The organism is Streptomyces atratus (genome assembly GCF_040655115.1).
Classification (GTDB): domain Bacteria; phylum Actinomycetota; class Actinomycetes; order Streptomycetales; family Streptomycetaceae; genus Streptomyces; species Streptomyces atratus_D.
On record NZ_JBFAJH010000022.1, the window covers coordinates 21,842 to 40,570 of the forward strand.

The following is an 18,729-nucleotide window of genomic DNA, read 5'->3' on the forward strand; positions in this document are numbered from 1 at the left end:
GGCTACTCCTTGCCGAGTGGTCGGAGTTCGTATGTGGGGTTGAACAGCACCCGGCGCCCGTGACTCATGGCGATGCGGCCCGAGGCGATGAGCTTGCGGCCCGGCTCGATGCCCGCGATGGAGCGCCGGCCCAGCCAGACCACGTCGAGCGGAGCGGTGCCGTCGAAGAGTTCCGCCTCAAGGGCGGGCACTCCGGCGCGCGGCCGCAGGGTGACGGTCCGCAACGTACCAGTCACCTTGACGATCTGACGGTCGGTGCAGTCTGAGATCCGCGTGCAACCCGATGCCTGCGAGTCCTCCTGCAGCTCCTCCGACTCCAGGTCCTGCTGGGAGCTGGACAGCCGGCCGAGCATCCGGCGGAAGCGGCCGGCCGGCCGCTCCGCCTTCTCGGGACGTGGATCAGCGCTCATACCCGAAGGGTACCGGGCCACGACGCTCCGGGCGGATGCCCGTTCTCCCACTCGAACGGGGGACCCGGTACGGCCGGGTATGACGCCCATCCGGTGCGTGCGGGGGGCGCCGGACGGCTGTCGATCCGGTGCGCTCGGCCGTCAGCCGCGTTCGAAGCGGTAGCCCATGCCCGGCTCGGTGACGAAATGCCGGGGGTGCGAGGGATCCGCCTCCAGCTTGCGCCGGAGCTGCGCCATGTAGACCCGCAGATAGTTGGTCTCGGTGCCGTACGAGGGCCCCCACACCTCCTGCAGCAGCTGCTTCTGGCTGACCAGCCGGCCGCCGTTGCGGACCAGGACCTCCAGCAGATGCCACTCGGTCGGGGTGAGCCGTACGTCGCGTCCCTCGCGGTGGACCTTCTTCGCCGCCAGGTCGACGGTGAACCCCTCGGTCTCGACCATCACGACGTCGTCGGCCCCGTCCTGGCCGACCGGCTCGGCCCGCCGTACCGAGGCACGCAGCCGGGCCAGCAGCTCGTCCATGCCGAACGGCTTGGTGACGTAGTCGTCGGCCCCGGCGTCCAAGGCCTCGACCTTCTCGTCGGACGTGTGGCGGGCGGAGAGCACCAGGATCGGCACCCGGGTCCAGCCGCGCAGCCCCCTGATCACCTCGACGCCGTCCATGTCCGGCAGTCCGAGGTCGAGGACGACGACATCGGGGTGGCGCGCGGCGGCGAGCTGCAGGGCGGTCGCGCCGTCGGGCGCGGCGTCCACCTCGTACTTGCGCGCCTTCAGGTTGATCACGAGGGCGCGTACGATCTGCGGCTCGTCGTCGACCACAAGCACCCGGGTCATCGCGGACCTGCCTTTCTGCTGTACGGAACTGCTGACTGATGTACGGAACTGCTGACTGAAGCGGAGCGAAGATCATGAGCTGACCCGCGCCGGCAGGTCGGGGCCGACCGGAACGTATCCCGACACCGCCTTGAGAGTCAGGACCATGGTCATGCCACCACCGGGGGTGTCCTCCGCGTCGAGGGTGCCACCCATGGACTCCGCGAAGCCGCGGGCGACGGCGAGTCCGAGTCCCACTCCGGCACCGCGCGGGGCGTCGCCGTACCGCTGGAACGGCTCGAAGATCCGCTCCTTGCCCTCGTCGGGGACGCCGGGCCCGCGGTCGGCCACCCGTAGCTCGACCCGGGCGCCCAGCGCGCTGGCGGCCACCGTGACGCGTTCCCCGTCGGGGCTGTACTTGACGGCGTTCTCGACGATGTTGGCAACAGCCCGCTCCAGCAGGCCCGGGTCGACGGCCACCATCGGCAGCGACTCCGGAATGTCCAGGTCGACGCTGCCCTCCGGTACGCCTCCGAGCGCCATCGGGACCACCTCGTCGAGGTCGATCTCGCGAATCAGCGGGGTGACGGTGCCGGTCTGCAGCCGGGACATGTCGAGGAGGTTGCCGACCAGGTGGTCGAGGCGGTCGGCGCCGGCCTCGATGCCTGCCAGGAGCTCCGCCTCGTCCTCGTCGGACCAGGCGACGTCGTCGGAGCGCAGTGAGCTGACGGCGGCCTTGATGGCGGCCAGTGGGGTCCGCAGGTCATGGCTGACGGCGGCCAGCAGCGCGGTCCGTATCCGGTTGCCCTCGGCGAGCCGACGGGCCTCCTCCGCCTCCCCCACCAGGCGCTGCCGGTCGAGTACGACGGCGGCCTGGGCGGCGAACGCGCCGAGCACGCGACGGTCCTCGGCGGGCAGCACCCGGCCGGAGAGCGCGAGCGCCATATGGTCACCGACGGGCATGTCCACATCGGCGTCCTCGGGGCGGGCGACCGGCCCGGGGCCGACGCTGCCCGCGCAGGTCCACGGGTCGACGTCGCTCTTCCGCTCCAGCAATGCCACGGACTCCATCGCGAAGGTCTCGCGGACCCGTTCCAGCAGGGCGTCCAGCGTCGTCTCGCCGCGCAGGACGCTGCCCGCGAGGAACGAGAGGATCTCGGACTCGGCGCGCAGCCGGGCCGCCTGATGGGTACGGCGGGCCGCCAGATCGACGACGGAGGCCACCGCCACCGCGACCGCGAAGAAGATCACGATGGCGACGAAGTTCCTCGGATCCTGAACCGTCAGGGTGTGGGTCGGTGGGGTGAACCAGTAGTTCAGCAGCAGGGAGCCGACGGCCGCCGAGGCGAGGGCGGGCAGCAGCCCGCCGATCAGGGCTGCGGCAACGGTCAGGAAGAGGAAGAGCAGGACGTCGTTGGCGAGCCCCGGGCCGTCGTGCAGGCCGGTGAGCAGCACCGTGAGGAGGGCCGGGCCGCCGACCCCGACCAGCCAGCCCCAGACGATCCGGGCCCGGCCCAGCCGGGCGCCGCGGGCGATCGGCAGTCCGCGGCCCTTGGCGACCTCCTCGTGGGTGACGATGTGGACATCGAGGTCGGGGCCGGACTCACGGGCGACGGTGGCTCCGACGCCGGGTCCGTAGATGTACTGCCAGGCCTTGCGGCGGCTGGAGCCGAGCACGATCTGGGTGGCGTTGACACCGCGGGCGAATTCGAGGAGCGCCGAGGGTATGTCGTCGCCGATGACGTGGTGGAACGTACCGCCGAGGTCCTCGACGAGGGTGCGCTGGACCGTGAGTTCCTTGGGCGACGCGGAGGTCAGTCCGTCGCTGCGGGCGATGTAGACGGCGAGGATCTCGCTGCCGGAGCCCTTGGCGGCCATGCGGGACGCGCGGCGAATGAGCGTACGGCCCTCGGGGCCGCCGGTGAGTCCGACGACGATGCGTTCGCGGGCCTGCCACGTGGAGCGGATGTTGTGTTCGCCGCGGTACGCCTGGAGGTACTCGTCGACCCGGTCGGCGACCCAGAGGAGGGCGAGCTCGCGCAGGGCGGTGAGGTTGCCCGGGCGGAAGTAGTTGGACAGGGACGCGTCGATCCGGTCCGGCTTGTAGATGTTGCCGTGGGCCATGCGGCGGCGCAGCGCCTGGGGCGACATGTCGACCAGTTCGAGCTGGTCGGCGCGGCGGACGACCTCGTCGGGGACGGTCTCGCGCTGCCGTACGCCCGTTATCGACTCGACGACGTCGCCGAGCGACTCCAGGTGCTGGATGTTGACGGTGGAGATGACGTCGATGCCGGCCTGGAGGAGTTCCTCGACGTCCTGCCAGCGCTTGGCGTTGCGGGAGCCCGGCACATTGGTGTGGGCCAGTTCGTCCACCAGGGCTACGGCCGGGGCGCGTTCCAGGACCGCGTCGACGTCCATCTCGGTGAAGACGGCGGACCGGTACTCGATCTCGCGGCGCCGGATCTGTTCCAGGCCGTGCAGCATGACCTCGGTGCGCGGCCGGTCGTGGTGCTCCACGAACGCCACGACGCAGTCGGTGCCCCGCTCCACCCTGCGATGGGCCTCGGAGAGCATCGCGTACGTCTTGCCGACGCCCGGTGCCGCACCCAGGTAGATCCGAAGCTTGCCGCGTGCCATGGCCCCATTGTCTTTCAGTACGACTGCGGCCGATGCGGCAGCCGAACTCGAAAGTACCCCGAGAATTTACGACAAAGGAGACAGAGGGCCGGACAGAAGACCGAATTGACAGAATTCTGATGCGTCGAACCCTACAGATTGCGCATAGGAGAAAAATCAGCAACAAAAGGTGCCCGGGGGATCCCGGGCACCCCCTCTCCCCCGCCCCCTACGCGTGCTCGACGATATGCCCGTCGCTCAGCTCCAGCACCCGGTCCGCCAGCCCCAGCAACTGCGCATCGTGCGTCGCCACCACCGCGGTCACCCCCTCGCCCCGTACGACCGCCCGCAACAGCTCCATCACGGCGAGCCCCGTCTCCGCGTCGAGCTGCCCCGTCGGCTCGTCCGCGATCAGCAGTGCGGGCCGGTTGGCGAGCGCGCGGGCGATGGCGACGCGCTGCTGCTGGCCGCCCGAGAGCTCCCCGGGCCGCTGCGCACCGTGGTCGCCGAGCCCGACCAGGGAGAGCAGCAACGCCACCCGGTCCTCCCGCTCGCGCGGATCCGCCTTGCGCAGGCGCATCGGCACGCCGACGTTCTCCGCGGCGGTCAGGATCGGGATCAGGCCGAACGACTGGAAGATGAAGCCGATCCGGTCCCGACGCAGCTCCAGCAGCCCGTTCTCGCCGAGCTCGGAGAGGTCCGTGCCGTCGACGGTGATCCGGCCGCGGTCGGGGCTGTCGAGGCCGCCGACCAGGTTCAGCAGGGTTGTCTTGCCGGAGCCCGAGCGCCCCTTGAGTGCGACGAGTTCACCGCGCGGCACGTCGAAGGAGACCCCGCGCAAGGCGTGGACGGCGCCCGCGCCGGTTCCGTACGAGCGGTGCAGGTCCTCGACGCGGACCATCGGCCCGCGGGCCGGGTCCTCGGCGACGTCCGCGCCGCCCTGCCTGCCGGTGTTCTTTCCGCCGGTGCTGTCGGTCATGTGCTCCCCCGTCGTGGTCGGTCCCCGTCGGCCGCCAGTATGTGCATGAGGGTCACGGCCGGGCAATGGCTGAGGCCCTCGGGCGGGCACGGCGCCGGGCCGCAGTGGTCCGTGCAGCATGACCACGGCGGCCCGGCGCACCCACCGCCGAAGGATCAGCCTCCGTTCACCAGCTCCTTGAGCGCGATGTTGAGCTGCAGGACGTTGACCCGCGGCTCACCCACGAAGCCGAGGATCCGGCCGTCGGTGTGCTGCTCGACGAGCTTCTCCACCTGGTCGACTCCGAGGTGGTTCCGCTCGGCGACGCGGCGCACCTGGAGCTGTGCGTACGCCGGGGAGATGTCCGGGTCGAGACCGGACCCGGAGGAGGTGACGGCGTCGGCCGGCACGTCCGAGGGGCTGACCGGGTGTCCGGGCACGGAGTTGTCCTTGACGACGGCGGCCTTGGCGTCCGTTACCCAGTCGATCAGATCCTTGTTGTCGCCGGACCGGTTCGTCGCGCCGGACAGGACCAGGCTGTACTGGGTGTTGACGCTGTTGGTGCCGAGGCCGTTGGACGGGCGTGGCTGGAACCACTTGAGGTCCGGGGCCGCGGTCTCCTGGCCCTTCTTCAGCGGCAGGTCGTAGCGCTGGCCGATGATCTCGGAGCCGACGACCTTGCCGTTCGCCGTGGTCTCGGAACCGTTGGCCTTGTCCGGGAAGACGCCCTGGGCAACACCGGTGACGGCGAGCGGGTAGATCACGCCGCAGACGATCGTGAGGACGAGCAGGGCGCGCAGCCCGGCCCAGAGCAGCCGAACGGTGTTTCCCGCGGAATTGTTCATGGAGGTCATGGCGCGATCAGCCGATTCCGGGAATGAGGGAGAGGGTCAGGTCGATGATCTTGATGCCGATGAACGGGGCGACCAGGCCGCCGAGTCCGTAGATCCCGAGGTTGCGCCGGAGCATCGAGTCGGCGCTGCTCGGCCGGTAGCGCACACCCTTCAGGGCGAGCGGCACCAGCGCGATGATGATCAGCGCGTTGAAGACGACGGCGGACAGGATCGCGGACTCCGGCGAGGACAGCTGCATGATGTTCAGCTTGTCCAGGCCCGGGTAGACCACCGCGAACATCGCCGGGATGATCGCGAAGTACTTCGCGACGTCGTTGGCGATCGAGAAGGTGGTCAGGGCGCCGCGGGTGATCAGCAACTGCTTGCCGATCTCGACGATCTCGATGAGCTTGGTCGGGTTGGAGTCCAGGTCCACCATGTTCCCGGCCTCCTTGGCGGCCGAGGTACCGGTGTTCATGGCCACGCCGACGTCGGCCTGGGCGAGCGCCGGGGCGTCGTTCGTACCGTCACCGGTCATCGCGACGAGCTTGCCACCGGCCTGCTCACGCTTGATGAGGGCCATCTTGTCCTCGGGCGTGGCCTCGGCGAGGAAGTCGTCGACCCCCGCCTCCTCGGCGATCGCCTTCGCGGTCAGCGGGTTGTCGCCGGTGATCATCACCGTGCGGATGCCCATCCGGCGCAGCTCGTCGAACCTCTCCCGCATGCCCTCCTTGACGACGTCCTTGAGGTGGATGACGCCGAGGACCCGGGCACCCCGCCCGTCGTCGACGGCGACGAGCAGTGGTGTGCCGCCCGCCTGCGAGATCCGGTCGGTGAGCGTCTGGGCGTCTTTCGAGACGTCGCCGCCGCGCTCCGTGACCCAGGTGACGACCGAGCCCGACGCGCCCTTGCGGATCATGCGTCCTTCGACGTCGACACCGGACATCCGGGTCTGGGCGGTGAATCCCACCCACTCGGCCCCGACGAGCTGACCCTGGTGGCGCTCGCGCAGCCCGTACGTCTCCTTCGCCAGGACGACGACGGAGCGGCCCTCGGGCGTCTCGTCGGCCAGCGAGGAGAGCTGGGCGGCGTCCGCCAGTTCGGCCTCCGTCACCCCCTTGACCGGGACGAACTCGGCGGCCTGCCGGTTGCCGAGCGTGATGGTGCCGGTCTTGTCGAGCAGCAGGGTCGACACGTCGCCGGCGGCCTCGACGGCGCGTCCGGACATGGCGAGCACATTGCGCTGGACGAGGCGGTCCATGCCGGCGATGCCGATCGCGGAGAGCAGCGCGCCGATGGTGGTCGGGATGAGACAGACCAGCAGTGCGGTCAGCACGATCATCGACTGCCGCTGACCCGCGTAGATGGCGAACGGCTGCAGGGTGACGACGGCCAGCAGGAAGACGATGGTGAGGGACGCGAGCAGGATGTTCAGCGCGATCTCGTTGGGCGTCTTCTGCCGGGCGGCGCCCTCGACGAGGCTGATCATCCGGTCGATGAAGGTCTCACCGGGCTTGGTGGTGATCTTGATGACGATGCGGTCGGAGAGCACCTTGGTGCCACCGGTGACGGCCGAGCGGTCGCCGCCCGACTCCCGGATGACCGGCGCCGACTCTCCCGTGATGGCGGACTCGTCGACGCTGGCGACACCCTCGACGACGTCCCCGTCGCCGGGGACGATGTCACCGGCCTCGCAGACCACCAGGTCGCCGATGCGCAGATCGGTGCCGGGTACGCGCTCCTCGTTCTTCCCGACGAGCCGACGTGCGACCGTGTCGGTCTTGGCCTTGCGCAGCGTGTCGGCCTGCGCCTTGCCGCGGCCCTCGGCGACCGCCTCCGCCAGGTTGGCGAAGATCGTGGTGAGCCAGAGCCACGCGGCGATCGCCCAGCCGAACCAGTCGGTCGGGTCCAGGGCGGCGAGGGCGGTGGTGAGCACCGAACCGGCCAGGACCACGAACATCACCGGCGACTTGACCATCACCCGCGGGTCGAGCTTGCGGACCGCGTCGGGGAAGGACTTGAGCAGCTGCTTGGGGTCGAACAGCCCCGTGCCGACGCGTCCTTCGGTCCGGTGACCGGTGGGCGCGTCCTGGTGCGGTGCCAGGTCCTTGGTGACAGTGGACATCGCGTCCTCATGCATCGATTCGTCGTGTTGCGTACGAGTGGTGGTCATGACGCCAGCCCCTCGGCCAGCGGCCCCAGCGCCAGGGCCGGGAAGTAGGTCAGCCCGGCGACGATCACGATCGTGCCGACCAGCAGTCCGCTGAAGAGCGGCTTGTGGGTGCCGAGTGTGCCGACGGTCGCCGGTACGGGCCGCTGCTCGGCGAGCGAGCCGGCCAGAGCCAGGACGAAGACCATGGGCAGGAACCGGCCCAGCAGCATCGCGAGCCCGATCGTGGTGTTGAACCACTGGGTGTCCGCGCCCAGCCCGGCGAATGCCGAACCGTTGTTGTTGGCGCCGGAGGTGTAGGCGTACAGGATCTCGGAGAAGCCGTGCGCGCCGGAATTGGTCATCGAATGGACCGGGGTGGGCAGGGCCATCGCCGCGGCGGTGAAGCAGAGCACCAGTGCCGGGGTGATGAGGATGTAGCAGGCCGCGAGCTTGATCTCACGGGTGCCGATCTTCTTGCCGAGGTACTCAGGGGTGCGGCCGACCATCAGACCCGCGATGAACACCGCGATGATCGCCATGATCAGCATGCCGTAGAGGCCGGAGCCGGTACCACCGGGGGCGATCTCGCCGAGCTGCATGCCCAGCATGGTGATGCCGCCGCCGAGGCCGGTGAACGAGGAGTGGAAGGAGTTCACCGCACCGGTCGAGGTGAGCGTGGTGGCCACCGCGAAGATCGACGAGCCGCCGACCCCGAAGCGGGTCTCCTTGCCCTCCATCGCCCCGCCCGCGATGTCGAACGCGGGTCCGTGGTGGGCGAACTCGGTCCACATCATCAGCGCGGTGAAGCCGAGCCAGATGACACCCATCGCGACGAGGATCGCGTAGCCCTGCTTCAGCGAGCCGACCATCCGCCCGAAGGTGCGGGTCAGCGAGAACGGGATGACCAGGATCAGGAAGATCTCCAGGAGGTTCGAGAGCCCGTTGGGGTTCTCGAAGGGGTGCGCCGAATTGGCGTTGAAGTAACCGCCGCCGTTGGTGCCCAGCTCCTTGATGGCCTCCTGCGAGGCGACCGCACCGCCGTTCCACTGCTGCGAGCCGCCCATGAACTGGCCGACCCCGTGGATGCCGGAGAAGTTCTGGATGGCGCCGCACGCCACGAGCACGAGCGCGGCGATCACGGCGATCGGCAGCAGGATCCGTATGGTGCCGCGCACCAGGTCGGACCAGAAGTTGCCGAGCTCACCGGTGCGGGAGCGGGCGAAGCCCCGTACGAGCGCCACCGCGACGGCGATGCCGACGGAGGCCGAGACGAAGTTCTGCACCGCGAGGCCGCCGGTCTGGACGACATGGCCCATGGCCTGCTCGCCGGAGTACGACTGCCAGTTGGTGTTGGAGACGAAGGAGGCCGCCGTGTTGAACGCCTGATCGGGGTCGATCGAGGCGAAGCCGAGCGAGCCGGGCAGGCTGCCCTGGAGCCGCTGCAGCAGGTACAGGAAGAGGACGCTCGCCGCGGAGAAGGCGAGGACGCCACGGAGATAGGCGGGCCAGCGCATCTCCGTGTCGGGGTTGGCGCCGATGGCCTTGTATATCCACTTCTCGACCAGGAGGTGCTTCTTCGAGGAGTAGACGCCGGCCATGTAGTCGCCGAGCGGACGGTACGCCAGACCCAGCGCCACGACGAGCGCGAGCAGCTGGAGCACACCAGCGAGGACGGGGCTCATATCGGGCTCAGAACCTCTCCGGGTACAGAAGGGCGAGGACGAGATAGCCCAGCAGGGCGACGGCCACGATCAGACCGACGATGTTCTCGGCAGTCACAGCTTCGCCACCCCCTTGGCGACAAGGGCCACCAGCGCGAAGACCGCGACCGTGGTGACGCCGAAGGCCAGGTCGGCCACCGTGTGCTCCTAGATGAGGTTCGGATTGTCGGACCTCATGAGCAAACCCCCGTCCGAAGCCCTCGTGGCCTGCGTTGATGGCTTCCTTACGAGGAAGGGCGCGGCCTTGACGGCGCCCATACGTGCCCCATACGCGCCCCATACGTGCGCCGGTGAGTGTGCTCCGTCGCACGCTCCGCAGGCATGCAAAAGCCGGTGGGCCGCACCTCCCTCGAAGGGAAGTACGGCCCACCGGCCGAAGCTGTCACACGCCCCGGGGGGCGGTTCAGCGCACCTCGGTGATCTCGGGCCCGCGCTGGAGCTGGCCCATGCCACCGGAGAACTTCGAGCTCTCCTGGTCCTCCTGCTGCACACCCTCGGGCACCATCTGGGCGTCGCTGGGGAGCTTGAGGACGATCGGGTCGCGCGGGGCCATCGGGCCCTCGCCACGGACGACCACGGTGTCCCGGAAGATCGTCTCCAGCAGCCCGGCGGCCTGCGGCTGCACGGCGCCCTGACCGGAGATCACTCCGCGCAGGAACCAGCGCGGCCCGTCGACGCCGACGAAGCGCACCAGCTGCACGCCGTTCGTCCCGTCCGGGAGCTGCACAGGGACCTGTGCCCGCAGCTCCCAGCCCAGCGGACCCTCGACCTCATCGATGATCCCGCCCTGCTGGGTGATGCCGGAGGCGATCTCCTCGCGGACCTCGCCCCAGATGCCCTCCTTCTTGGGGGCGGCGAAGGCCTGGAGCTGGATCGCGCTGTCGCGCAGCACGACGGTGGCGGCGACGATCGCGTCACCGGCGACCTCGACACGCAGCTCCATGCCGTCGACCCCGGGCACGAAGATGCCGCCCAGGTCGACCCGGCCCTCGCCGGGCTGGGAGACCTCGTCGATGTCCCACGGCCCGTCCGGCCGCGGCGCCGGCGGGAGGTTCACCCGGTGCGCTCCGCTCCCGGCGGCGTCGGTGTCGTCGACGACCTGCTCGGCCTCGCGCGCTTCGTCCGCCACGTCCTCGGCGGACCCACTCTTCTTGCGACGTCCGAACACGTCACTGTCCTTCCCGGTCGGGTACGACCGAAGCGTAGCTGTTCCCGCCCTGGGTGATCCCGCCCCTGACGCCGTCAACATCACCCGTGGCATGCCCTCCGGTGGAACCGAAGCCGCCCTCGCCCCGCGCCGAGCCGGGCAGTTCCGACACCTCGTGGAAGCGCACCTTCTCGACCTGCTGGACGACCAGTTGGGCAATCCGGTCGAACCTCTCGAACCGCACGGTCTCGCGCGGGTCGAGATTGATGACGATGACCTTGATCTCTCCACGGTACCCGGCATCAACCGTCCCCGGGGCATTGACGAGGGCGACTCCGCAGCGGGCCGCGAGGCCGGACCGCGGATGCACGAACGCGGCGTACCCGTCGGGCAGCGCGATCGACACGCCGGTGGGCAGCATCGCGCGTTCGCCCGGGGCGAGTTCGGCGGCCTCGGTGGTCACCAGATCGACTCCGGCATCTCCCGGGTGCCCGTACGCCGGAATCGGCACCTCCGGATCAACCCGGCGAAGCAGTACGTCGACGGGACGGCGCATCAGGGGTTCACCTCGAAGGCCCGGGCGCGCCTGGCCTGGTCCGGGTCGGCCATCGCCGCCTGGATCTCGGCGGGGCGGCCGTTCTCGATGAAGTGGTCGACCTTGACCTCGATGAAGAGGGCCTCGGCGCGGACCGCGACAAGCCCGTCCGGGCCGCCGATCCGGCCGGTCGCCCGGGAGTAGATCTTCCGGCCGTGCACGGCGGTGACCTCGGCGTCCAGGTGCAGCACGGTGTCGACCGGCACGGGGCGCACGAAGTCGGTCTCCAGCCGCCCGGTCACCGCGATCACCCGCAGCAGCCAGTTCAGCGAGCCCAGCGTCTCGTCCAGCGCCGTGGCCAGGATGCCGCCGTGCGCCAGGCCCGGGGCGCCCTGGTGGGCGGCCTTCACGGTGAACTCGGCGGTGACGCCGACACCCTCGCCGGCCCGCGCCTGGAGGTACAGCCCGTGCGGCTGCCCGTCACCGCAGCCGAAACAGTGTTCGTAGTGCGCGCCGAGGAGCTCGCCGGGGACCGGGGCGTCGGGATGCCGAACCGGTTTCACCGCGTCGGCCGGTGGCTGAAGAGCCGCAGATGTTCCACTCACAGGCGCAGACCTTACCCGCGCGGTTAGCCGCAGGTCGCGCCGTGCCAAGCTTGGGTTCATGCAGCCTTCCACCCCACCCTTCGACGAACGCCTGACCGCACCCCGTTCATGGTGGTTCCTTGCCTTCCTGATGGGGGTCGCCTGCGCCCTGATGCTGCTGCCGCTGGGCACCCTGCCGCTGCTGGCCGGCCTGGTCGGCGGCACCGCGCTGGCCTCGCTCGCGGTCAGCTCGTACGGCTCCGCCCGGATCCGGGTGGTGGCGGGCGCCCTGGTCGCGGGTGACGCCCGGATCCCGGTGACGGCACTCGGCGAGGCGCAGTCGCTGGAGGGCGAGGAGGCGCGCGCGTGGCGCACGTACAAGGCGGACACCCGCGCCTTCATGCTGCAGCGCAGCTACATCCAGACGGCGGTGCGGGTGGAGGTCACGGACCCGGAAGACCCGACTCCGTACGTCTATCTGTCGACTCGCGAGCCGCAGGCCCTGGTGGCGGCGCTCACGGCGGTGCGGGCCGCGTAACCCTCTCGCGCCATTGCGGGCCGGGACAGCCCTCAGCCCTCGATCTCCTTCGGGAGGTCCTTGTGCAGCCTCCTCGGCCGCTCCAGGGGAGGCAGTTCCGGGAGCCGGTCCCAGGGGATCTGGTTCTTGCGCAGATCCCTCCTGACCCGTTCGGCAAGCTTCTTCGTGTCGCGCCGGTTCATCATCGCGCCGACGGCGGCGCCGACCATGAACGGGATCAGGTTCGGCAGATTGCGCATCGTCCGCTTGACGATCTGCTGGCGCAGCTCCCGCTTCATCTGACCGCCGAGCGCCGCATCGATCGTCGTGGGACGGGTGACGTCGATACCGCGCTCCTCCGTCCACGACGTGAGGTACGCGGTGCTGCGCTGGGTCAGGCCGCCCGGCGGGCGCAGACCGTAGACCTCGTGCAGTTCGGCCACGAGCTTCATCTCGATCGCGGCCACGCCGGTGATCTCCGCGGCCAGCTCGGCGAGCATGGCGGGCGGTACGGGCATCATGGCCGCCGCACCGATACTGGCGCCGACGGTGGCCGAGCCCTTGCTCGCGCCTGCGACGAGCTTGTCGGCGAGCTCCTCGGGGCCGAGGCCCGGAAACTGCCTGCGCAGGGTGGCGAGGTCGCGTACAGGGACGCGGGGAGCGGTCTCGATGATCCGGTCGGCGATATGACCGATCGCTGTCCTGGCGCTCTCCCCGCCCTTGCGTACGCCCCGTTTGACTGATTCCAGACGGCCTGCCCCGGTCACGGGCTCCGTCCTGCCGGTCTGCTCGGCCCCGTCGGCCGTGCCGGCTGCTGGCGCTGCTCGTCCTGTCTCTGCAGCGATGGCGGCTTCCACTGCTTCGAGCGAGGCCGAACGGCCTCGCTCGTCGTCAGATACGCCCGCGGAGGGTGGCAGGGCGGACCGCACGGCAGGCGCTGCTACGCCTTCTGCCGGGCCTGTACCGCCCTGATTCGCCTCCGACGGCTTCTTGCGTCGCAAGCGCCGCTTCCGGAACGGTGTGTCGCCTGCCACGTCCGACCGGACCTAGTCGCAGTCGCGGCAGATCGGCTGGCCGTTCTTCTCGCGGGCCAGCTGACTGCGGTGGTGCACGAGGAAGCAGCTCATGCACGTGAACTCGTCGGCCTGCTTGGGCAGGACCCTGACGGCGAGTTCCTCATTGGACAGGTCTGCTCCGGGCAGCTCCAGTCCTTCTGCCGCGTCGAACTCGTCGACGTCGACGGCGGACGCCGTCTTGTCGCTCCGACGGGCCTTGAGTTCCTCAAGACTGTCCTGGTCGACGTCGTCATCGGTCTTGCGTGGGGTGTCGTAGTCCGTTGCCATGTGTCGCTCTCCCCCTCTGGGTGTCTGCGGTGTCTCAGCGCACGTAACGCGTGAGAGGCCGGACTTGTGCCCGACCCGAGGCGGAGATTTTGCCTCACATCAAGGTCTGTTACTCAATCGACACCCGAGCGGACCTCTCTGGAGTGGTCGGCTTGGGTGGCGAAGGGGACCGTACACGGTCCCAGCGGCGCGCTTCACGGGCGCCACCCCGTGTACTTCCCGTGATATTGACCCCCGAAAACCCCGACTTTTGCCGGATTTTGGGCAGAAGTCCTGGTCACGGAGCGTGGAACGCCCGAAATTCGCTCCTGTGATCGATCACACAAGGACCCCACGTGCACGGGTCCCGAAAATTCCGCTCAAAGCGAACGGAGTAATCCCTGTGCGAATCACTCGACTCAGCCTCTCAGACCGGCAGGGTGACGCGCATCACGAGACCACCACCCTCGCGGGGCTCGGCGACGATACGGCCTCCGTGAGCGCGCGCCACGGACCGCGCGATCGACAGGCCGAGCCCGACTCCCTTGTCGCTGCCTGTTCGCTCCGTACGCAGCCGTCTGAAGGGCTCGAAGAGGTTGTCGATCTCATACGCCGGCACCACGGGGCCGGTGTTCGAGACCACCAGCAGCGCCTGGCCGGGCTGCAGCTCGGTGGTGACTTCCACCCAGCCCTCCTCCCGGACGTTGTAGCGCACGGCGTTCTGTACGAGGTTCAGCGCGATCCGCTCCAGCAGGACACCGTTGCCCTGGACGACGGCGGGCACGATCTCCTCGCGGATCTCCACGCCCTTCTGCTCGGCCTCGGCCCGGGTCTGGTCGAGCGCGCGCGTGGCGACCTCGGCGAGGTCGACCGGTTTGCGCTCGATGATCTGGTTGTCGCTGCGGGCGAGCAGCAGCAGCCCCTCGACCAGTTGCTCGCTGCGCTCGTTGGTGGCCAGCAGGGTCTTGCCGAGCTGCTGGAGCTCCGGCGGGGCATGCGGGTCGGAGAGGTGGACCTCCAGCAGCGTGCGGTTGATCGCGAGCGGGGTACGCAGCTCGTGCGAGGCGTTCCCGACGAACCGCTGCTGCGCGGTGAAGGCCCGCTCCAGCCGGTCGAGCATGTCGTCGAAGGTGTCGGCGAGCTCCTTGAGCTCGTCGTCAGGACCGTCCAGCTCGATGCGCCGGGACAGGTCCGTCCCGGCCACCCTGCGGGCGGTGCGGGTGATGCGGCCCAGCGGGGAGAGCACCCGGCCCGCCATGGCGTAGCCGAAGGCGAAGGCGATGACGCTCAGACCGACAAGGGCCAGCAGCGAACGGTTCAGGAGGGTGTCGAGCGCCTGCTGGCGCTGATGGTTGACACACGTGTTCATGGCCGCGTTGACGGCAGCCGGTGACGACCCCTCTCCCGAGAGGTTGCACAGTTCGCTGGAGACCTGGCCGCTGACGACCTTGAACGGCAGTTCACTGCCCACGTGCAGGGCCTGTGCGGCCAGCATGTAGATGATCGAGAGCAGCAGGATGCCGGCGATCAGGAACATCCCGCCGTACAGAAGCGTGAGCCGTATCCGGATGGTCGGACGCAGCCAGGGGTACGGGGGCTCCAGCTGCTTGGGATCCCACGTGGGTTTCGGGGGCGCTGTCGGGGGCGCCGGGACGGCGGACACGGGGCGTCAGATCCGGTAACCGGAGCCGGGCACGGTGACGATGACCGGTGGCTCCCCAAGTTTGCGGCGCAGGGTCATGACCGTCACCCGGACCACGTTGGTGAACGGGTCGGTGTTCTCGTCCCACGCCTTCTCCAGCAGCTGCTCCGCGGAGACGACCGCGCCCTCGCTGCGCATCAGGACCTCCAGCACGGCGAACTCCTTCGGCGCGAGCTGGATCTCCTGCGACTCGCGGAAGACCTCGCGGCGGTTGGGGTCCAGCTTGATGCCGGCGCGCTCCAGGACGGGCGGCAGCGCGACCGTCGTGCGGCGCCCCAGGGCCCGTACCCGCGCGGTCAGCTCGCTGAAGGCGAACGGCTTCGGCAGATAGTCGTCGGCTCCGAGCTCCAGGCCCTCCACCCGGTCGCTGACGTCCCCGGAGGCGGTGAGCATGAGCACCCGGGTCGGCATGCCCAGCTCGACGATCCGGCGGCAGACGTCGTCGCCGTGCACCAGGGGGAGGTCCCGGTCCAGCACCACGACGTCGTAGTCGTTGACCTCGATGCGCTCCAGGGCCGCCGCGCCGTCGTACACGACGTCGACCGCCATGGCCTCCCGGCGCAGTCCGGTGGCCACCGCATCGGCGAGCAGCTGCTCGTCCTCCACGACGAGTACACGCACGGCGCTGTCCTTCCTTAGAAACTTCAGAACGTCCGAATGAGCCCACGGACCGTGATCGGACCGGCTCAGAAGCACTGTCTGTGCGGCACCATCCTGCCCGCAACGCGCATAAACCGGCGGTAAGGCGGCGCGGCACGACCTGCGGCTTCCGGGAATTCACCGGATATCCGGGCCAGTTGAGGTTTCTCTGAGCCAGGGCCTGGGGAGGACGAATTCACACCCGCGATCACGCCATGCATGTGGCGCGCCACGGCCGCTCCGTTCCCGGAGAGTGCGTGATCACCCGCCCTACCGCCCCTGGCGGAGGGAAACCCGGGCACACCCCCGTGCCACCGACCCACGATGAGGGGGCGCACCATGGACGCTTTCACCGCAGGTCTGCTGCAGAGAATCAAGACCACCGAGTCCGACCTCACCAGGGCCCGCGAGACGGGCGACGACTTCCTCGCGGATGTCGAGCAGGGAGAGCTGGACGACCTGCACCGCCTCGCCGCCGAGCACGGTGTCGAAGTCGGCGTCACGGCCGTCTGAGCAGTCGGCACAGGGCCCCCGGCGTCCCCATGACGCCCGGGGGCCCTGTGCCGACCGTGAACGCCCGCCACAGCCCGCACCGGGCGGCTTCGCGGGCGGGTGTGTCAGTCGTGCCAGGCGCCCAGATCCTCCAGGAGGGTCTGCAGGGGCTCGAAGACGCCCGATGACGCGGCCACTGTCAGATCGCCGTCGGCGGGGAGTCCGGGTCGGCCGCCGGTCCGGGCACCGGCCTCCCGGGCGATCAGGTCGCCGGCGGCGAGGTCCCAGGGGTGGAGTCCGCGCTCGTAATAGCCGTCCAGCCGGCCCGCGGCGACATCGCAGAGGTCGACGGCGGCGGAGCCGCTGCGCCGGATGTCGCGGAGCTTCGGGATCAGCTGCTGGGCGACGTCCGCCTGGTGTGTACGGACGTCGGTGACGTAGTTGAAGCCGGTCGAGACCAGCGCCTGGTCGAGCGGCGGTGCGGGCCGGGTGCGCAGCGCGGTGCCGTCGCCGTACGCGCCGCCCTTTGCGTACGCACCGCCGCCGAGGACCGCGTAGTACGTCTCACCGCGCATCGGGGCCTCCACCACGCCCACGACCCGTTCGCCGTCCCGTTCGGCAGCGATGGAGACGGCCCAGGTCGGCAGCCCATAGAGGTAGTTCACCGTGCCGTCGAGCGGGTCGATGACCCACCGGATGCCGCTGCTGCCCGCGGAGCTGGCGCCCTCCTCGCCGAGGAAGCCGTCCTGGGGACGGCGCTCGGCGAGGAAACCGGTGATCAGCTTCTCGGCGGCGATGTCCATCTCGGTGACGACGTCGATGGGGCTGGACTTGGTCGCGGCCACTCCGAGATCGGCGGGGCGGCCGTCGCGGAGCAGCACACCGGCACGCCGGGCGGTCTCCAGGGCGAGGCCGAGCAGTTCGGACAGGACGGGGTCGGTCACAGAGGGCAGAGGGGTCACGGGGGTCACAGGGGTGCAGCGCTCCTAGGCGTAGGGACTGTCGGCGCCCGCGGCGGCGGGCTTGAGGGCACGGGCCGGGCAGCAGCCGACGGGGCAGAGATCGTGGCTCGGGCCGAGCGCCCCGAGCGCGCACCGCTCCACCGTGCGTCCCTGCTCGGTGGCGGCGCGCTCCAGGACCAGCTCGCGCACGGCCGCGGCGAACCGCGGGTCCGCACCGACCGTCGCGGACCGCCGCACCGGCAGCCCGAGCTCGGCGGCCTTCGCGGTGGCCTCGGTGTCGAGGTCGTACAGGACCTCCATATGGTCCGAGACGAAGCCGATGGGGGCCATCACCACAGCGGGCACGCCCGCCCCGTGGAGCGCCTCCAGGTGGTCGCAGATGTCGGGCTCCAGCCAGGGGATGTGCGGGGCGCCGCTGCGCGACTGGAAGACGAGTTTCCACGGATACGCGACGCCGGTCTCCTCACGCACCGCGTCGACGATCAGCCGGGCGACGTCGAGATGCTCGGCGACATACGCGCCGCCGTCGCCGTGCGCCTCCTCGGGGCCGGAATTATCGGCGGCGGAGGTGGGGATGGAGTGCGTGGTGAAGGCGAGGTGCGCCCCGACCCTGGCCCCTTCGGGAAGCTCGGCCAGGGACGTGAGGACGCCGTCCACCATGGGCCGGACGAAGCCGGGGTGGTTGAAGTAGTGCCGGAGCTTGTCCACGCGCGGCACCGGCAGCCCCTCGGCCTCCAGCGCGGCCAGCGACTCGGCGAGGTTCTCGCGGTACTGACGGCAGCCGGAGTACGAGGCGTACGCGCTGGTGGCGAGGACGGCGATGCGGCGGTGTCCGTCGGCGACCAGCTCACGCAGGGTGTCGGTGAGGTACGGCGCCCAGTTGCGGTTGCCCCAGTACACCGGCAGATCGAGTCCGTGGTCCGCGAAGTCCTTGCGCAGGGCGTCCAGCAGGGCCCTGTTCTGGGCGTTGATCGGGCTGACGCCGCCGAACAGGAAGTAGTGCTTTCCGACCTCCTTCAGCCGCTCGTCGGGGATGCCGCGGCCGCGGGTCACGTTCGCCAGGAACGGGACCACGTCGTCCGGGCCCTCGGGTCCGCCGAAGGAGAGGAGCAACAGGGCGTCGTACGGAGCGGGAGCGCGCAGATCGGACATGGGAACGATCCTGCCACCCGCTTGTCACAGCGCTCCAACCGACGTCCTCCGGCGCGCCCGTTCCCCGGCATCCACCCCGGTGTCGGACGCAGCGGGCCGCCCGTAAGCTGTATCGGCCGTCTTCACGCATGACACGCATCCCTGACACCCCGTGTGACCTCGCTGTACCGGAGC

The 18,729-nt window shown here is 69.9% G+C and carries 19 protein-coding genes; 2 read left to right on the forward strand and 17 right to left on the reverse strand.

Translation table 11 applies throughout. From position 1 onward, the window contains the following. Positions 1 to 2: 2 nt before the first annotated feature. The 11 genes from AB0I23_RS23030 to AB0I23_RS23080 form a co-directional block, all read right to left on the reverse strand. Positions 3 to 410, reverse strand: coding sequence for an OB-fold nucleic acid binding domain-containing protein (locus tag AB0I23_RS23030; protein ID WP_359111828.1), 408 nt, complete (start codon positions 408 to 410; stop codon positions 3 to 5). 141 nt (positions 411 to 551) lie between these two features. Beyond that, entirely contained in the window at positions 552 to 1,244 is a 693-nt protein-coding gene (locus AB0I23_RS23035) for a response regulator (RefSeq protein WP_359111830.1), read from the reverse strand. A gap of 72 nt (positions 1,245 to 1,316) precedes the next feature. Beyond that, positions 1,317 to 3,860, reverse strand: a complete 2,544-nt coding sequence (locus tag AB0I23_RS23040) for a sensor histidine kinase KdpD (protein WP_359111832.1) — start codon at positions 3,858 to 3,860, stop codon at positions 1,317 to 1,319. A gap of 208 nt (positions 3,861 to 4,068) precedes the next feature. After that, entirely contained in the window at positions 4,069 to 4,818 is a 750-nt protein-coding gene (locus tag AB0I23_RS23045) for an ABC transporter ATP-binding protein (RefSeq protein ID WP_359111833.1), read from the reverse strand. Positions 4,819 to 4,973: 155 nt separating this feature from the next. Further along, positions 4,974 to 5,642: a potassium-transporting ATPase subunit C gene (locus tag AB0I23_RS23050; protein ID WP_359111923.1), complete on the reverse strand. Its 669-nt coding sequence runs from the start codon at positions 5,640 to 5,642 to the stop codon at positions 4,974 to 4,976. A 16-nt stretch (positions 5,643 to 5,658) separates the two neighbouring features. Next, on the reverse strand, positions 5,659 to 7,755 hold the full coding sequence (gene kdpB / locus AB0I23_RS23055) for a potassium-transporting ATPase subunit KdpB (RefSeq protein ID WP_359111925.1): 2,097 nt from the start codon (positions 7,753 to 7,755) through the stop codon (positions 5,659 to 5,661). A gap of 44 nt (positions 7,756 to 7,799) precedes the next feature. Further along, positions 7,800 to 9,464, reverse strand: coding sequence for a potassium-transporting ATPase subunit KdpA (gene kdpA, locus AB0I23_RS23060; protein WP_359111835.1), 1,665 nt, complete (start codon positions 9,462 to 9,464; stop codon positions 7,800 to 7,802). 7 nt (positions 9,465 to 9,471) lie between these two features. Further along, positions 9,472 to 9,561 (reverse strand): K(+)-transporting ATPase subunit F, encoded by a 90-nt coding sequence (gene kdpF / locus AB0I23_RS23065; protein ID WP_037701211.1) that lies wholly within the window; start codon positions 9,559 to 9,561, stop codon positions 9,472 to 9,474. Positions 9,562 to 9,906: 345 nt separating this feature from the next. Beyond that, the gene (locus AB0I23_RS23070) at positions 9,907 to 10,671 is read right to left on the reverse strand and encodes a DUF3710 domain-containing protein (protein ID WP_359111837.1); all 765 of its coding nucleotides are present in this window, start codon (positions 10,669 to 10,671) and stop codon (positions 9,907 to 9,909) included. Between the two features lies 1 nt (position 10,672). Further along, positions 10,673 to 11,206 (reverse strand): dUTP diphosphatase, encoded by a 534-nt coding sequence (gene dut, locus AB0I23_RS23075; RefSeq protein WP_358860385.1) that lies wholly within the window; start codon positions 11,204 to 11,206, stop codon positions 10,673 to 10,675. Beyond that, positions 11,206 to 11,790, reverse strand: coding sequence for a PaaI family thioesterase (locus AB0I23_RS23080; RefSeq protein WP_359111839.1), 585 nt, complete (start codon positions 11,788 to 11,790; stop codon positions 11,206 to 11,208). The genes dut and AB0I23_RS23080 overlap by 1 nt, the downstream gene beginning before the upstream one ends. 58 nt (positions 11,791 to 11,848) lie before the next feature. On the opposite strand from AB0I23_RS23080, the gene AB0I23_RS23085 reads away from it, so the two are divergent. Then, positions 11,849 to 12,307: a DUF3093 domain-containing protein gene (locus AB0I23_RS23085; RefSeq protein WP_359111841.1), complete on the forward strand. Its 459-nt coding sequence runs from the start codon at positions 11,849 to 11,851 to the stop codon at positions 12,305 to 12,307. 32 nt (positions 12,308 to 12,339) lie between these two features. Here AB0I23_RS23085 and AB0I23_RS23090 read toward each other — a convergent pair whose 3' ends face one another. The 4 genes from AB0I23_RS23090 to AB0I23_RS23105 all read right to left on the reverse strand — a co-directional run bounded on the left by AB0I23_RS23090 (position 12,340) and on the right by AB0I23_RS23105 (position 15,931). Further along, positions 12,340 to 13,320, reverse strand: coding sequence for a hypothetical protein (locus tag AB0I23_RS23090; RefSeq protein ID WP_359111843.1), 981 nt, complete (start codon positions 13,318 to 13,320; stop codon positions 12,340 to 12,342). A 12-nt stretch (positions 13,321 to 13,332) separates the two neighbouring features. After that, positions 13,333 to 13,629, reverse strand: a complete 297-nt coding sequence (locus tag AB0I23_RS23095; RefSeq protein ID WP_003965732.1) for a DUF4193 domain-containing protein — start codon at positions 13,627 to 13,629, stop codon at positions 13,333 to 13,335. A gap of 406 nt (positions 13,630 to 14,035) precedes the next feature. Next, a complete protein-coding gene (locus AB0I23_RS23100) occupies positions 14,036 to 15,271 on the reverse strand; it encodes a sensor histidine kinase (protein ID WP_359111845.1) in 1,236 nt (411 codons plus the stop codon). A gap of 6 nt (positions 15,272 to 15,277) precedes the next feature. Next, on the reverse strand, positions 15,278 to 15,931 hold the full coding sequence (locus tag AB0I23_RS23105) for a response regulator transcription factor (protein WP_037701232.1): 654 nt from the start codon (positions 15,929 to 15,931) through the stop codon (positions 15,278 to 15,280). 357 nt (positions 15,932 to 16,288) lie between these two features. On the opposite strand from AB0I23_RS23105, the gene AB0I23_RS23110 reads away from it, so the two are divergent. Continuing rightward, entirely contained in the window at positions 16,289 to 16,462 is a 174-nt protein-coding gene (locus tag AB0I23_RS23110) for a hypothetical protein (protein ID WP_266980668.1), read from the forward strand. Positions 16,463 to 16,566: 104 nt separating this feature from the next. On the opposite strand, the gene AB0I23_RS23115 is transcribed toward AB0I23_RS23110, so the two are convergent. Beyond that, complete coding sequence (locus AB0I23_RS23115) at positions 16,567 to 17,385, reverse strand: inositol monophosphatase family protein (RefSeq protein WP_359111847.1); 819 nt, start codon at positions 17,383 to 17,385, stop codon at positions 16,567 to 16,569. Between the two features lie 42 nt (positions 17,386 to 17,427). Further along, positions 17,428 to 18,555 (reverse strand): ferrochelatase, encoded by a 1,128-nt coding sequence (locus AB0I23_RS23120; protein ID WP_359111849.1) that lies wholly within the window; start codon positions 18,553 to 18,555, stop codon positions 17,428 to 17,430. Positions 18,556 to 18,729 lie beyond the last annotated feature (174 nt).

What these genes read in the sequence shown, in the direction of transcription:
- AB0I23_RS23120 (WP_359111849.1), bottom strand. Translation starts at nt 18,555, where the DNA reads ATGTCCGATCTGCGCGCTCCCGCTCCGTACGACGCCCTGTTGCTCCTC.
- AB0I23_RS23095 (WP_003965732.1), bottom strand. Translation starts at nt 13,629, where the DNA reads ATGGCAACGGACTACGACACCCCACGCAAGACCGATGACGACGTCGAC.
- kdpA (WP_359111835.1), bottom strand. Translation starts at nt 9,464, where the DNA reads ATGAGCCCCGTCCTCGCTGGTGTGCTCCAGCTGCTCGCGCTCGTCGTG.
- AB0I23_RS23050 (WP_359111923.1), bottom strand. Translation starts at nt 5,642, where the DNA reads ATGAACAATTCCGCGGGAAACACCGTTCGGCTGCTCTGGGCCGGGCTG.
- AB0I23_RS23045 (WP_359111833.1), bottom strand. Translation starts at nt 4,818, where the DNA reads ATGACCGACAGCACCGGCGGAAAGAACACCGGCAGGCAGGGCGGCGCG.
- AB0I23_RS23110 (WP_266980668.1), top strand. Translation starts at nt 16,289, where the DNA reads ATGGACGCTTTCACCGCAGGTCTGCTGCAGAGAATCAAGACCACCGAG.
- AB0I23_RS23085 (WP_359111841.1), top strand. Translation starts at nt 11,849, where the DNA reads ATGCAGCCTTCCACCCCACCCTTCGACGAACGCCTGACCGCACCCCGT.
- AB0I23_RS23035 (WP_359111830.1), bottom strand. Translation starts at nt 1,244, where the DNA reads ATGACCCGGGTGCTTGTGGTCGACGACGAGCCGCAGATCGTACGCGCC.
- dut (WP_358860385.1), bottom strand. Translation starts at nt 11,206, where the DNA reads ATGCGCCGTCCCGTCGACGTACTGCTTCGCCGGGTTGATCCGGAGGTG.
- AB0I23_RS23030 (WP_359111828.1), bottom strand. Translation starts at nt 410, where the DNA reads ATGAGCGCTGATCCACGTCCCGAGAAGGCGGAGCGGCCGGCCGGCCGC.
- AB0I23_RS23040 (WP_359111832.1), bottom strand. Translation starts at nt 3,860, where the DNA reads ATGGCACGCGGCAAGCTTCGGATCTACCTGGGTGCGGCACCGGGCGTC.
- kdpB (WP_359111925.1), bottom strand. Translation starts at nt 7,755, where the DNA reads ATGTCCACTGTCACCAAGGACCTGGCACCGCACCAGGACGCGCCCACC.